This is a genomic window from Mesorhizobium wenxiniae, assembly GCF_002284535.1.
Lineage (GTDB): Bacteria > Pseudomonadota > Alphaproteobacteria > Rhizobiales > Rhizobiaceae > Mesorhizobium > Mesorhizobium wenxiniae.
The window spans coordinates 588498-602364 of record NZ_NPKH01000023.1; the positions used below are offsets into that span (position 1 = coordinate 588498).

Genomic DNA, 13867 nt, shown 5'->3' on the forward strand with positions numbered 1-13867 from the left:
AGAGCCCCGAAGAGATAACGGTGAGCCCTTATTCCTCGATGCCCTTGGTGCCGCGCCGCTTGAGGTAGGCATCCCAATAGAAATCGTCGGCATTTTCCGCAGTGACGATGGAAAAGCCGTTGTCGACGAAAGGCACGCCCATGCCATTGAATCCCGACCGCCGGGCGTCGTTCATCGGATCGATCAGCTCAGGATGCTTGGCCAGCCACAGCAGCATGAACCCCATATAGCCCTGCATGCCCTGGTTCGGGTTGACTGAGCCAAAAATTTCGCCGGCCTTGATCATATCGAGGATCTTGGCGTTGACGTCGGCCAGCATAACTCGGATCTTGCCGCCGCCTTCCTTCGCGGCCTGAGCGGCGCCGATTGCCGAGTTGGCTTCCGGCATGAACACCGCGCCCAGTTCGGGATGCGCCTGCGCGAGGCTGAGCACGGCCTGATAGGCCTTCGTCGCATCCTGGTTCGACGCCGCGCGGCCGACAAGCTTCATATCCGGCCATTTGGCTTCCATGCGGGCGATGAAGGCGGCGATGCGCTTGTCGTGATTGTCCTGTCCAGGGTTTTCGAGGACCGCGTATTCGCCCTTGCCGTCCATCGCCCTGGCGACTGCATCGGCGGCATAGGTGCCTTCGGCGACGTTGTCGGAGGTGATGTAGGATACTCGTTTGGAGTTGGGCGAATCTGCGGCGAATGTGACTACGGCCGTTCCCTGGTCTATCGCCCGATTGATTGGCTCGATGAATGGATCGGAGTTCATCGGATGCACCAGGATGCCAGCCGGCTTCTGAGCCAGCGCCTGGTCGAATGTCGCTATCTGCTTGTTCACGTCGTATTCTGGCGTTCCGGTGTATTCGGTCTCGCAACCGAACTGCTGTCCGGCCTGCTTGAACATCTCATAGACCGGGAACCAATATTCGACGCCCGAAACCATGACGTTCATGACGTATTTTTCACCCGGCTCGCATTTGAACGGGTTAGCGGTCTGGGCCGCGGCGTGGCTTGCCCCCAACACAGTGGTGGCTGCTGCCGAAATGGCGAGCATGCTCAAAAATTTGCGCAAGAGTCCTCCCTCGGCCGAAGCCTGGTCAATGGGCGGTCGGACACTTACGTGCCGCCGCTTGTGGTTGATGAGGCCGAACCTCCTCCCGAGGCCCAGCAGTCGATCATTCGCAGGAGTTGGCTCGAGTGTCAATAAAATTCATGTTCTGAAATATATTTCACACCCAGCCGACGAGACAACTCGCTTCGCCATCTCAGCGGGCTGACCCTCGTGCGTATGGACCCGGCGCCGGAGCATGGCCTAGCGCGACTTGCACTATGCTATTGGCTCGCTGTCATTAAGACTCTCAGGGAGGCAACAACGGCGCGGCTCACGACCCAGTTGGTGAAGCGAAAAATATGAACGTGCGGGAGGGAGGCGGGCTTCGAGGCTGACGAATGCGTGGCGACGGGCTGAGCGGTCTGGGATTTGGCTGGCTAGCAGAGCAGTCAGGCGAAAGAATTGAGGCGGTGGTCTGCGCGGACAGCCGCTACGCGTGGCAAACACACCAACAAAAAGGTCACCTTACGCTATCTCAAAGTCCGTATGCTGCCGCCATCTATGAGTTCCGCGAAACGATCCGGCGGGCGTGTGTTGCAGGTGGCTTCCTACGCTGTCGTTCGAGCCGCGCCTCGCCCCACTTCGAAACCATCTCCACAATAGGCCGCAGACTTTCACCTTCCTCGCTGACGCGGGACTCCACCCGCAGTGAACCTCGGCTTAGACCCGTCCTGCTGACCAGTCCTGCCTCCCCCAAATCCCGGAGTTGCTTGGTGAGAAGCCGTATGCCGGGCACCCGGCGATGCGGCTCGTTGAAGATTCCAAGCGGCGGGCGAGCCCGCCGCTTGGAAGTCGAATCTCGACCGTGCCGGCCGAACGCTGTTGTCAGCGGCCCCAGATCCCCTGGCCATAACCGGGCCCGGGAATATCGAAGATCGAATTTCCTCCCGAGGTCGGTGCACTGTCGGCCGTGTTGACACTCGCTGTGCCGCTCAGGTCGACCGCGTAGCCGTTGTCGGACACCATCGAATGGTGACCGGTGTTCGGATAACCGGAGCCATGGCTGTAATCGGAGCCATAGTGGTCGCTACCGGCAAAAGCCATGCCGGAGGCGATCAGGAAGGTGGCAGTGGCAAGAACGATCTTAAGCATTTCAATTCTCCATCTTTGAGGGTTAGCATTTGGCCTCAACGCGCCGTGCCCCGCACCGCATCGATGAGCCGTCTTTCATGCCCTTTGGGCAAACCGACCAACCGCTGTCCTTCTGGATTTGCGGCAGCAGGTTGTTCAGCGCACGGTTTGTCTTGTTACGTTCGTGCGCTGTTCGGAGGGCTACTTGATAGCAGCCGAGATCATCACCATTCGGCGGCGTCAACGCGGCCTGTATGAATGGCGGCTGTTCCCGATCAGCCGTCGCGTGGTGGGGTTGACGCCTGCCTCTTGTCGATCATGGCGTTGTAAGAGCCGGCGAGCCCCGTCATGGGCCGGATGGTTTTGGTCAATAAGGCTCGCGCGGAGCCGGTCGGGGAAATCGTACGAAGTAACTGGCTTATGCATTTTGAACCTCAGGTTTCGGAGCAAGACGCGTCGACACCTCGACAAGACTAGATGTTCGTCCAGCGTGCTGGATATTTGTGTCTTGCCCGTCGAATCTGCCGCATCTGCGGTTTTTATTGTCATACATCGCTTTCGTTTCAGGCGTTTTTCTGTAGTGCGGTAGGAGTGTTTCGTTTGTTTCAGGGGCGCGCGACGGGGCGGGTCGCATTTTGTGGATGGTTGTGGTCCGAGTCGTTTGCTCCGGATCCAGAAAGGATCAAGCCGACAACGGTTGCGAACACTGGCGCGTAGCCGAGCGGCCCGAAAAGAATGGAATGCCGCCCGCAATCTCGCGGAGTGTCCTTTCCGCGCCGTCCGATCGACACGTCCTGGCTCGGCGCTGCGCGGCCAGTGGTGATCCATATGGTCACCAATCCTGAACGAGAACAGCACGAGCGAAGGCAGGACCTGGATCGTAGGTTCAGACTGAATCCGGCGGAGGCTGACGTCGTCCTGGAAAATCTCAATGGCAACGGGCGCGACGCCGCTGCCCGGCTCGGCATCGCGGCCACACGATCAGAGCGCATCTAAGGCATGTCTTCGAGAAGGCCGGCGTGCGCAGGCAGGCCGAACTCGTCCGGCTGCTGGAGGCGAGCGCGAGCTGACGAGCACTGATGGCGGTGATTTTTTAAACTAACGCCAAAACTGTTCCTGCGAGGCCAACACGGCCTGCGTAGGTCATGCCTGCGTCCTTTCACGACCTTCTCCTGGGAAAAGGAAGGTCTGGGTAGGTCAATATCCCGTCCATCCAGAACACATGCTGAATAACGGCTTTCCGGAGCCGACCTTCAGCCGTCGCATATCGATCTCGTCGGAGATTCGACGAGAGTCTTCCTCGATGGGCGCGACACCGGCTTCCGCATGCCACAGGCCTGTCCGCCTCGGCGCGACCCAAGGACGGACAGGCTCAGCCTCGGCTTACGGCCGGATGTTGTGGTTGACGCGGAAGAGGTTCGCCGGATCGTATTTGTGCTTGACCGCGACGAGCCGCTCATAGTTGGCGCCGTAGGCGGCGCGTACGCGCGCTTCGCCTTCATCATCCATCATGAAGTTGATATAGGCGCCACCATGCGGGTTGTGCTTGTGCACCGCGGCCCAATACTCGCTTGCCCAGCGCCTCAGCTCCGGCGCCGTCGTCGGGTCGGGGTCGATGCCGGCGATAACCATGGACCAACGCGCTCGCCGCGCTCCCCAGGCGGTGGCGTCCGGAGCCACTTCCTGGACCGCTCCGTCGATCGGGTAGAGATGCATCAGCGACAGCTCGCTCGGGGTTTTCGAGCCGTGCTCGGCATGGGCAGCGATGGCCGCATCGGACAGCTCGTCGACATAATCGCCCTTCCAGTACCACTGCAAGCCCTTCGGCAGCAGCGGATCAAACAGCGCCTGCAGATCGACGAAGGGCATCTGCATCATACCGTCCATTAGAGGCTTGGGAAGCGCGTCGCGCACGGGCTGCATCGCTCGGATGCCGTCCTCCTCCGCGCCGTTGTAGCAACTGATTAGCGCGCAGATGCGCCTTCCCCAGATCTCGCGCGGGAAAGGGTCGCAGGAGGGCACCGTCTTGATGCCGAAGAACATCCCGAGCTCTCGCGGCGCTCCGGGCAGGAAGTCCCGGTACCAACGCATGATCTCTACGGCATGTGCGATGTCGAAGAAGATCGGCCCGGCATAGACATCCTTCGCCGGATGCGCCTGAAATGTGAAGCGCGTCACGACGCCGAAGTTGCCGCCGCCGCCGCGCAGCGCCCAGAACAGCTCCGGGTGTTCGTCCTCACTTGCCGTGACGACGCTGCCGTCGGCCAGCACGACCTCGGCCGCAAGCAGATTGTCAATGGTGAGGCCGTGTTTGCGCGTTAGATGGCCGGTGCCGCCGCCCAGCGTCAGTCCGGCGATGCCTGTGGTCGAGACGAGGCCCGCCGGCACCGCCAGCCCATGAGCGCTGGTGGCGCGGTCGACATCGCCTTGGGTGCAGCCGGCCTCGACGCGGACCGTGCGAGTCCTGGGATCGATATCGACCCGTTTCATCGGCGACATGTCGATGACCATTCCGCCGTCGCAACTGCCGAAGCCTGGACCGTTGTGGCCGCCGCCGCGAATGGCAAGAACCAAATGCTTCTCTCGGGCATGATTGACTGCCGCGACGACGTCGGCGACTTCGGCGCAGGGGACGATCCAGCGCGGCCGCTTGTCGATCATAGCGTTGTAGAGCCCGCGAGCCTCTTCATAGGCCGGATGGTTTTGGTCAATAAGGCTCGCGAGGAGCCTGTCGGGGAAATCGTACGAAGTAACTGGCTTATCCATATTGAACCCTCAGGTTTCAGAGCAAGACGCGTCGACGCTCGCCAAGAATAGATGTTCATCCTGGGCGCCGGACATTTGCGCTTCGCCGGTTGAATTTGCCGCATCTGCGGCTCTTCTTGTCATACACCGCATTCGTTTCAGACGTTTTTCTGTGGTGCGGTGGGAGTGTTTCGTTTGTTTCAGCGCGCGCCCCACGGGGATGACAGGCGGCACTTTGTGACTGGTTATGGTCCGAGTCGTTTGCTCGAGCCGTGATATCGGCCGTGCAACCCAGGCCATTCGTGTTTCCGCCGTTTTTCCGGAGGATTGGGTAGAGTTTCGTTTTCACGTCAGCGCTGGCGAAGAATCCCACGCGCCGAAACAGTTGAAACAAATCACGCGGCGTCTGAATGTATGCTGAAACAAAGAGGGTCTAGTATCCGCCCTCGCGAGATCACGCGAACAAAAGGAACGACCATGCGGCCTGATAATCCGGTGCCATCCACACACACAGGCTATGCCCTTTTTGACGCCAACAATGTCCTCGTCGACAGCAATCCGGAGATATTTGGAAGCTGGCGGCTCGATCGCGGCGAGATGCATCCGATGGACACCATTGCCGCAGTCGCCGAAGCCCTCTCACATCTGAAAAGTTTCGACGGCCGCCCCATCGAGCCGGGCAACGCGTTCGCTGAAAGCGCCGCTGCGCGATGGACGCAAATCGACAACCCTCCAGTTGAAGCTGAGACATTGGATGGCCGGTGGAAGTTGCTCACCGCACATCCTCGGCCGAATGGTGGCATGGCACTGGTAAGCGTCGACATTACCGACATGAAGCGAGCGCAGATCGCGCACCGGGAAAACGCGGAGATATTCCGCTGCATCACAGACAGTCACCCGCTGCCCGTTTGGGTGGTGGACGCGGGAAGCGGGAAAATCGTCTACGAAAGCCTCGATGCGTCGAACCTGCTTGGCCGAAAATGGACCCCGAACGAGCCGCAATTCCTGACGGATTATTTCGTGAATACTGGCGAATTCGATGAAATCAGTTCTCTCGCCAGCAACAGCGAGATCGTGCGGGATCACGAAATCCAGCTTAGAAACACAAGCGGATCGACCGTCTGGTGCTCGACCAACTGCCGTCGCGGCGTTTATGACGGGCGCCCCTCGCTCATCATCGGCGTATTGGACATCACGGAACGTAAGCAGCGCGAGGATCTGTTCGGTTTCCTGATCAAGCATCATCCGTTGCCGGTATGGATGACCGACGCAAGTTCGGGGGAACTCATTTACCAGAGCAATGCTGCCGAACGGCTGCTTGGATGGAGCAAGAAGGCGCAACGCGAGACGGTGCGGCTCGGCGACTACTTTGTCGACCCCGAGAAACACCGGGAAATCAATCGGGAGCTCATGCAAAAGGGCGTCGTCGAAAATTGCGAGGTGCTTCTTAAACGACCCGACGGCCAAGAGTTCTGGGCCACGGGCAATCTCCGGATCGTCGAGTTCCAAGGCCGGCGAGTGGTTCTCGCCGGCATCGCCGATGTGACCAAGCAGAAGAAGCGTGATGGCGAAGTCGCTGCGGCGCGGGAGATGCTCGCAGACGCCGTTGAATCACTCTCCGAGGGATTCGCACTGTACGACGAAGATCACCGCCTGGTCATGTGCAACAGCCTTTACCGCGAGCTGAACCACCCAGTGCGGGATCTCGTTGAACCCGGCGTGGAATGGAACGAGCTCCTTCGCGAATCCGCCAAGCGCGGCGTGTACCGCAACGCGGTTGGGCGCGAGGACAAGTGGCTCGACGAGCGGATTCAAGGCCGAATCGAGTTCCACTCCCATTTCGAGGTCCCCCTCTCCGACGGCAAATGGCACTCGGTTTCGATACATCCCACCGATCTTGGCGGCTTCGTCGTAACGCGCGCCGACATCAGCGGGCGCAAAAAGGCCGAGGCTGCCGAGCGCGACGCGACGGCTCTGCTGCAAAAGGTGCTCGATGCCTGCCCTTCGCCGATACACATGACCACGTTCGAGGGAGAAACGCTCTACCGCAATCCTGCCACCAGAGATCTCTACGCCGATCGCCCTCGAATAACCGACCACTATGTCGATCCAGACTATAGCGCAATATTGGAGCGCACCCTGATCGAAAAGGGCAGGATCGATGATTTTCGGGTCCAGCAGTACGACACAGAGAACAAGCCCTTCTGGGCTTCCGTTTCCGCTCGCCTGATCGAGTTCCAGGGAAGGCAGGTGATCGTGTCGAACACGACGAATATCACCGACATGATCGCCGCCCAGCAAGAAACGCGCAAGGCAAACGAGCGGCTGATCGACGCGATCGAATCTCTCGCAGAAGGGTTTGCCCTCTACGACAAGAACGATTGCCTGGTGCTGGCCAACAGCAGGTACCGCCAGATGCATGCGATAAGCGCCGATGTGCTCGTTCCCGGGGTGAACTGGTTCGAGTTCCTCCGCGTGACCGCAGAGCGCAACCAGTTTCCGGTTCCACGGGACAAGATCGACGACTGGCTTGCCGAGAGGGCAAGGGACCGCCGCGAGTTCCGGCAACAGGAATTCCGTCATACGGACGGCGGTTGGTTTTTCGTCTCGAACTGTCCAACCCGCGAAGGCGGGTTCGTGGTCACCCGTGTCGACATTACAGAGCGCAAGCGGGCCGAGGAGGCCGCTAAGGAAGCGGATGAAATGGTCCGTAAAGTCCTCGAAGCCTGCCCCGTCAACATCCAGATGACCCGCGCGCATGACGGGAAGCTGCTCTACCGCAGTCCCGCCACCGTTGAGCTGCTCGGCAATGTGACCAGCGCCATCGACTACTATGTCGATCCTTCAGAGCGGGTGCGATACGTTGAGCGGCTGCTCGCGACGGGGTTGGTCGACGATTTCGAAACCCAGCTCAAACGCAAGGACGGTAGGATCTGCTGGTGCTCGATTTCGTCTCGACTGATCGATTATCACGGTGAGAAGGTGATCGTTTCCCACGCCTACGATCTCACCGACCGTATCGAAATGCAGCAGGAATTGGAGCGCCAGCGCGAGACGCTGCACCAGAACGAAAAAATGTCGGCGCTCGGCGGATTGCTGGCGGGGGTGGCGCATGAGCTCAATAATCCGCTCTCGGTGGTGCTTGGCCTGTCATCGCTGTTGAAGGAGACCGCAACCGACGCCAAGGTCGTGGAACGCGCCGACAAGATGAGTAAGGCAGCCGAACGCTGCGCCAGGATCGTCAAGACTTTCCTGGCTATGGCCAGACAGCAGCCGACGCGGACCTCAAACGTTGCGATCGATGACATTATTTCCGAAGCGGTGGAAGTGGCGAGCTATTCGATTCGATCGTCGGACATCGGGCTTTCAGTTCATCTTGAACCTGGTCTTCCCCCGATCTGGGCGGATCCCGATCAGCTTGGCCAGGTGCTGATCAATTTGCTTGTTAATGCAGAACAGGCGTTGCACGGCTGGGAAGGGCAACGGACAATCACGGTTTCAACGCAGCTTCATTCCAAGACCGGCAATATAGTCGTCAGCGTTGCCGACACGGGTCCGGGAATTCCCAAAGAGATACTTCCCCGCATTTTCGAGCCGTTCTTCACGACCAAAGAGATTGGGGCAGGGACTGGGATCGGGCTGTCCTTCTGTCATCGGATCGTTCAATCCCATGGAGGAACCATCGAGGTCGAATCTTCAGAGGGGGGTGGCTCGACCTTCATACTTTCGCTGCCTGCTTCGGATCGAATCGAGGAACGAGCCGAAACGGCCGAAGATGAGCTCCCGAATTCAACTGGTATTGCTTGTCTGGTGGTGGACGACGAAAAGGAAGTGGGTGAGCTGGTTGCTGAGGTGCTCAGGCGAGATGGTTTCAAGGTCACCATTGCCAGATCCGGCGAAGAAGCGCTGCTGCAGCTCCAGAACCGCACTTTCGCGCTGATCCTGAGCGATCTGAAAATGCCGAACATGGATGGACGGGGATTGTTCAACCAGATTGCCAAGCTTCATCCGGCCGAGCTCGACAGGTTAGCCTTCCTGACGGGGGACACGATCAGCCCGGACGCGCAGATGTTCCTGCGCGCCGCGAAACGGCCCTATCTTGAGAAACCGATCAAACCTAACGAGCTCCGTTCGTTTGTCTCGAATCTGGTCAACAACAATACTTGACAGATCAGTGGATTTGCACGTCACTTCAGGGGCAGCTTATCCATTAGGCTAGTTGCTCGGTGGTCGATTTTGACGACGCACGCACACGTAGTGGTCTGCGATGACGAACCGGATATCCGCGACACGGTGGCGGAATATCTGGAGCATCATGGCTATGCCGTGACAACGGCCAACGCAGGGCCTGCCCTGCGCGAACTTATTAAGAGCCAGCACGTCGATGTGGTCATATTGGATATCCGAATGCCAGGCGAGGACGGCCTCTCCCTGGCGCGATATCTACGAGAGCACTCAGACGTTGCCATTATCATGCTGACCGGATCGGCGGAAATCGTCGACCGCGTTGTCGGATTGGAGATTGGCGCCGACGACTATGTCGCGAAGCCCGTGGACCTGCGGGAGCTGCTGGCACGGGTGAAGGCCGTGCTGCGCAGGACGTCGGCGAGCGAACGAGCTGCGGAGAAAGCGAGTACTCCGGACTCTCACCAGGTCCAGTTCGGCAAGTGCCGCTTCGACCCGGATGAACACAAATTATACAACGCCGAGGGGGTCGAAATAGCGATCACCGCGATGGAGTTCCGGCTTCTGAAAGTATTCAGCGAACATCGCGGACGAGTGCTCAACCGCGATCAACTGCTCGAACTCGCCCATGACCGCGGATGGGATCCCTTCGATCGTAGTATCGACATTCGCGTTTCGCGCCTGCGGAAGAAAATCGAGGTCGATCCCTCCAAGCCGGAGGTGATCAGGACGATCCGCGGCATGGGTTACCTCTACTCCTGAGCGCGCCGCACGGTGGACCAGCGCCTCATCCCTTGCGGTTGAGGTATTGCGACTTTGTGGTCCCAGGCGGAGGGCCCCGCTCGAACTACTGAGTTTCCGGAAACCAGCTGCGTTGCCCTGGGCTTTCACTATCACGTGTGGGCGCTGAGAGGCGTGCAGGCCAAGCCGGCCTTCTCGACACCTGGATTGTGTGCCGCAGCCGCCGGTTGCGAGGCTGCGACACGTTTCCTCAGCCGACAACGACGCCGGCACCTTAAGCGCGGGTCAGAGCCGTTCGATGCCGAGAAAATCCGGCGCTCCCACCCAGGCGGCCTTGAAGCGCGCATCCATCTCTTCGGCGTCCGCTGTCCTGCCGGTCCTGCGGAAAACCTCGCGCAGGCCCCACAACGCCCAGGCGTTGTTTGGAGTCTGGTTCAGCACGTGCTCGAAAGCTGCCGCGGCCGCCTCGTGCTCGCCCATGGCCATGTAGACCGCGCCGAGGGTCTGTCGGACCGGATAATACCAGTAGGCCGGTTCCATATAGGCGAGGCCGTCCTCGATCGCGACCGCCGCCTCAAGCTTGTTGCGCGCTTCCCGCAGGTTGCCCTGGTGCTGGGCAATGCGGGCCTCCACGATCAGCGCGCTCAATTCCAGCAGGTCCGGCGCCGGAAGTCCTCCCGCAGTTTCCGTGGAAAAATCGGTCTCGGCAGCGAGCTTGCGGATTGCGGCGGTCTCGGCGCGCGCCGCCTCGCTCGCACCCTTTGCGGCGAAGGCGACGCCCCGCGCATATCGCCAGGTTGCCTCGACATAAGGCAAGGCGTTTGCCGGCAGCGGCAGCGCGAGTATGGCCTCGGGATCGCCATACTGGGCGTGGGCAAAATAGGTCGCCGCCTTGATCGGCTGCAGCCCGGCCACCTTGCTGGCCGTGGTATTGGAGACGAGCGATTCGAGCTTTTTGGCCGCCTCGGCGATTGCCTCGACGTCGCCCGCCATCTGTGCGGAGGTCATCAGGAAATGCAGGTTGTGCGGATAATAGCCGTCCGTGTAGACACCGGGCGTGCTCTCCGGCGCTATGCCGACGCGCTCGAAATAGGCCTCGTCCGCTGCCACCGCCTCGCGGTTGATCTCCAGGCTGTCGATCCACCGGCCGACCTGGTGATAGATGTGCGATGGCATGTGCACGATGTGTCCGGCGCCGGGCATGAGGGCGGCAAGCCGGTCGGCATGAGCTTCGGCCCTTTCCGGCGTCGTGGATGCTTCGACGGCATGGATATAGAGATGGATCGCACCGGCATGATCCGGATTGCGCGCCAGCACCCGCTCCAACGAGGCCACAAGCTTGACCGTGTCCGGCTTTGGCGTTGCCCCGCCGTCAAGCCAGTAGTCCCACGGCATCAGGTTCATAAGCGCGTCAGCGTAGAGCGTGGCGATCTCGTCGTCCTGCGGATGGCGGTCTGCCAGTTCCGCCATCGCCGCGGCATAGGCCTGGTTCAGGGCACCCTGATCGGTCGAAGTATCGGCGCTGTAGCGCTTGGAGAGCGCGGCGATAAGATCCTTTTCCCGGCTGGAGGCGAGGTGCGCTAGCTTGCGCGCCCGCGCGACGGCTTGGGCGGCATTCGCTGCCGCCTCCTGGCCCATACCGGCGTTGATGTTGGGGCCGAGCACGTAGGCCTCGCCCCAGAAACACATGGCGCAGGTCGGGTCCAGCTTCTGCGCGGCCCTGAAAGCGCGCTGCGCTTCGGGGTGGTTGAACGCCCACGCCCAGCGTAGGCCCTGGTCGAAATAGGCCTGCGCCAGCGGTTTGGTAGTGGTGACGGGATAGGAATGGCTGCCGAGGTTTTCGAACAGCGGGACGCTTGTCGAATCCTCTGCAAACGCCGTCGCCTTGGTCTGGCTGTGCGGAAGGCCCGAGTCATGGGCATTCGCGGCGGGCGCCGCCAGAAGGGCGGCCGCGCTCGCACAGGCCAGTAGCGGGAGCCTGAATGAAAGCTTCATGGTTCAGCCCGCCTTGTCTTCTTGGCCGCGCTGCAAGCCGCGGACGACCAAGCCAATCTCGGACCGGCTGATCCCGATGTCCCTCAGGAGGGCATCGTCCATTGCCGCAAGGGTCCGTTCCGCCATGCGGTGAATCCGGTAATTCCGGAATGAGTGGTAAGCTGCTCGCATTCTCGACATCGCAATACTCCATTGATTGGCGCCGCGGGATGCAGCGATGCCATTGGATTTAAACCATCGCTGTTTCAGGCGTTTTTCCGCGCCGAACTCGAAGTGTTTCGTTTGTTTCAGCGCTTCCCGCGCGGTGCGAATTCCGAGCTGCCAGAGTCACGGGAACCCGCCTTCTTTCCTGGGGCTGATTGGTGAAACCGGCGTCCTCGATCAGCCACGCTGGCTCGCGCGTCAGATGGCAGCACCGGGACACCGGTACAATCGCCGGTTATCTGCCGCCTGATGTTAGAGTGGCCATGACATTAGCCGTAATCGATCGTCTGTGGTCAGGCCCGACGAGGGGGCCCCTCTTGGACCGATATGCGGCTGTCAAATCTTCGATCGCCTGGGCTGACATCGGTACGTTGCCATACCGATGAATATGATCGGCATGCCCGACAGCCGTCGTTCGTTCGCTGCTGCTCAAGGTAAACAACGGGTCACGGCCTGCCGTTGGGCGGCAAGGGCCCTAGCGTTCGGGTTTTGGCCGTACACGCCGTCAGCGAACCCTGTAGAACGGATTCGGCAGCAGGAACAGCTTCTCGGCATGCCCCCCGAACAGGTCCGATGGCTGGTCACCGACATTGGCAATGATCGTGTAGCCGGCCTTTTCGATTGCGGCTCTTATGGGTGCCTTGAAATCTGCGGCGGAACCATATTTGGCTCCAGGCTGGACCATGTAAAGTTGCTCATAGCCGGCATAGCCCGCCGATTGCAGGTTCTGTTCGGTCGCCCGACGCTGGTCCTCCGGACGTCCGGTGATGAAGAATACTGCGACTTTCGCCGTTCGCGCCTCCCGGAAGACCTCCAGCACAGGGTCGATGGCCGGATCCTTCGCGAGCTGGTCCCAGGCGGCCCAGCCACAGGGACCGTCGATTGCGATGTCGCAGGCGCCGCCGATCGGGCGGCCGAAATTATCACGTGTGATCACTTCCCAGTTGGCCAAAGCCGTCTCGTCGATATCGAGCACCAGTGCGGGGCGAGGCACCTCCGTTGCGCGCTTGACGACCCAATCGCCTGCCTGCTTCGCCACTGCGGCAAGGTCGCGATCATAGTCGCCGGAATCATGATAATTGGCGGCCGCCAGCATCGCGTCGCCGACATTGGCTGGCTGGGACGGGCTTGTAAGAAGGAGCGAGCCGTCGGCACGCGCCGACACAGGCACATTTGTGCCAGTCATCAGCACGATTGCTCCAACGGCCGCACCACGCGCAATTCTATTCCAACTAATCGTCTGCATCATGAGACCTTGCGGTCGCGACAAGTCCTCTGTCAAGCGAGTCAAGGCACAGGTCTCCGAAACTGCGGCGCTGAATTAGGGGATTCCAAAACAGACGCCGAATGTTTCTATGAGTTGCTGCAAGGTGCAGGATTTCGGCCATTGCTATACAAATTAGCGCTTGCACAAACCGATGCGTCCGGAATCCGCCAACTGCCGACGCTCAGCGCCGAGACAATGGACTCCTATTTTGGGCCGTCTTCTGCCTATCCGATTTCGAGCACAGCAAAGGCTATGCACGATGGGACGAACGATCGTCGATGTCGGCAAGGGCTCGCAGCTTTGGCGCGTTGCCGTTCAACGGGCACCGCGGTGGAACGACCCCGGTGCCGTAGTCTGTACCCGCACAACACCTAGCAGTTCGCCTCTGTCTGCGGATCGCACGCCTTTTCTTGCTTCTGCGTCTTGGGCTTGGCCGCCTGTTCGGGCTCGGCCTGCTGCTCGGCGGCGGGCTGCTCCTCGGCCTTCCGCTTCTCAGGCTTGGCCGCCTGTTCCGGTTCGGCCTGCTGCTGCTCGGCGGCGGGCTGCTCCTTGGCCTTCCG

10 protein-coding genes and 1 pseudogene are annotated in these 13867 nt (G+C 60.4%); 2 read left to right on the forward strand and 9 right to left on the reverse strand.

Features of this window, described 5'->3' with window-relative positions; translation table 11 throughout:
* Positions 1-28: 28 nt before the first annotated feature.
* From CIT31_RS19315 to CIT31_RS36095, 5 genes and pseudogenes are all read right to left on the reverse strand, one after another.
* Positions 29-1060 carry a substrate-binding domain-containing protein gene (locus tag CIT31_RS19315; protein WP_095519886.1) on the reverse strand — a complete coding sequence of 344 codons (1032 nt, stop codon included), beginning with the start codon at positions 1058-1060 and terminating at the stop codon, positions 29-31.
* 538 nt (positions 1061-1598) lie between these two features.
* Positions 1599-1937 carry a winged helix-turn-helix transcriptional regulator gene (locus CIT31_RS36085; RefSeq protein WP_095519887.1) on the reverse strand — a complete coding sequence of 113 codons (339 nt, stop codon included), beginning with the start codon at positions 1935-1937 and terminating at the stop codon, positions 1599-1601.
* The gene (locus CIT31_RS19325) at positions 1925-2191 is read right to left on the reverse strand and encodes a hypothetical protein (protein WP_095519888.1); all 267 of its coding nucleotides are present in this window, start codon (positions 2189-2191) and stop codon (positions 1925-1927) included. The genes CIT31_RS36085 and CIT31_RS19325 overlap by 13 nt, the downstream gene beginning before the upstream one ends.
* A gap of 1362 nt (positions 2192-3553) precedes the next feature.
* Complete coding sequence (locus tag CIT31_RS36090) at positions 3554-4213, reverse strand: FAD-binding oxidoreductase (RefSeq protein ID WP_425350617.1); 660 nt, start codon at positions 4211-4213, stop codon at positions 3554-3556.
* Positions 4214-4423: 210 nt separating this feature from the next.
* Positions 4424-4936 (reverse strand): annotated as a pseudogene (locus CIT31_RS36095) (FAD-binding oxidoreductase); the annotation flags it as partial.
* A gap of 456 nt (positions 4937-5392) precedes the next feature.
* Between CIT31_RS36095 and CIT31_RS19340 the strand changes: the two are divergent.
* Both CIT31_RS19340 and CIT31_RS19345 read left to right on the forward strand, forming a co-directional pair.
* Positions 5393-9082 carry a PAS-domain containing protein gene (locus CIT31_RS19340; protein WP_165778502.1) on the forward strand — a complete coding sequence of 1230 codons (3690 nt, stop codon included), beginning with the start codon at positions 5393-5395 and terminating at the stop codon, positions 9080-9082.
* A gap of 69 nt (positions 9083-9151) precedes the next feature.
* On the forward strand, positions 9152-9862 hold the full coding sequence (locus CIT31_RS19345; protein ID WP_095519891.1) for a response regulator: 711 nt from the start codon (positions 9152-9154) through the stop codon (positions 9860-9862).
* Between the two features lie 264 nt (positions 9863-10126).
* Here CIT31_RS19345 and CIT31_RS19350 read toward each other — a convergent pair whose 3' ends face one another.
* From CIT31_RS19350 to CIT31_RS34320, 4 genes are all read right to left on the reverse strand, one after another.
* Entirely contained in the window at positions 10127-11836 is a 1710-nt protein-coding gene (locus CIT31_RS19350; RefSeq protein WP_095519892.1) for a tetratricopeptide repeat protein, read from the reverse strand.
* A gap of 3 nt (positions 11837-11839) precedes the next feature.
* Positions 11840-12016 (reverse strand): DUF1127 domain-containing protein, encoded by a 177-nt coding sequence (locus tag CIT31_RS19355; RefSeq protein ID WP_095519893.1) that lies wholly within the window; start codon positions 12014-12016, stop codon positions 11840-11842.
* A 529-nt stretch (positions 12017-12545) separates the two neighbouring features.
* Positions 12546-13226 (reverse strand): HAD family acid phosphatase, encoded by a 681-nt coding sequence (locus tag CIT31_RS19360; protein WP_095519894.1) that lies wholly within the window; start codon positions 13224-13226, stop codon positions 12546-12548.
* Between the two features lie 452 nt (positions 13227-13678).
* Positions 13679-13867, reverse strand: a 189-nt coding sequence (locus tag CIT31_RS34320; protein ID WP_206073389.1) for a hypothetical protein, incomplete at its 5' end; no start/stop codon positions are given.

Excerpts from the sequence above, each read along its gene's own strand:
- CIT31_RS19325 (WP_095519888.1), bottom strand. The coding sequence starts at position 2,191 with ATGCTTAAGATCGTTCTTGCCACTGCCACCTTCCTGATCGCCTCCGGC.
- CIT31_RS36090 (WP_425350617.1), bottom strand. The coding sequence starts at position 4,213 with ATGTTCTTCGGCATCAAGACGGTGCCCTCCTGCGACCCTTTCCCGCGC.
- CIT31_RS19340 (WP_165778502.1), top strand. The coding sequence starts at position 5,393 with ATGCGGCCTGATAATCCGGTGCCATCCACACACACAGGCTATGCCCTT.
- CIT31_RS19350 (WP_095519892.1), bottom strand. The coding sequence starts at position 11,836 with ATGAAGCTTTCATTCAGGCTCCCGCTACTGGCCTGTGCGAGCGCGGCC.
- CIT31_RS19355 (WP_095519893.1), bottom strand. The coding sequence starts at position 12,016 with ATGTCGAGAATGCGAGCAGCTTACCACTCATTCCGGAATTACCGGATT.
- CIT31_RS19360 (WP_095519894.1), bottom strand. The coding sequence starts at position 13,226 with ATGACTGGCACAAATGTGCCTGTGTCGGCGCGTGCCGACGGCTCGCTC.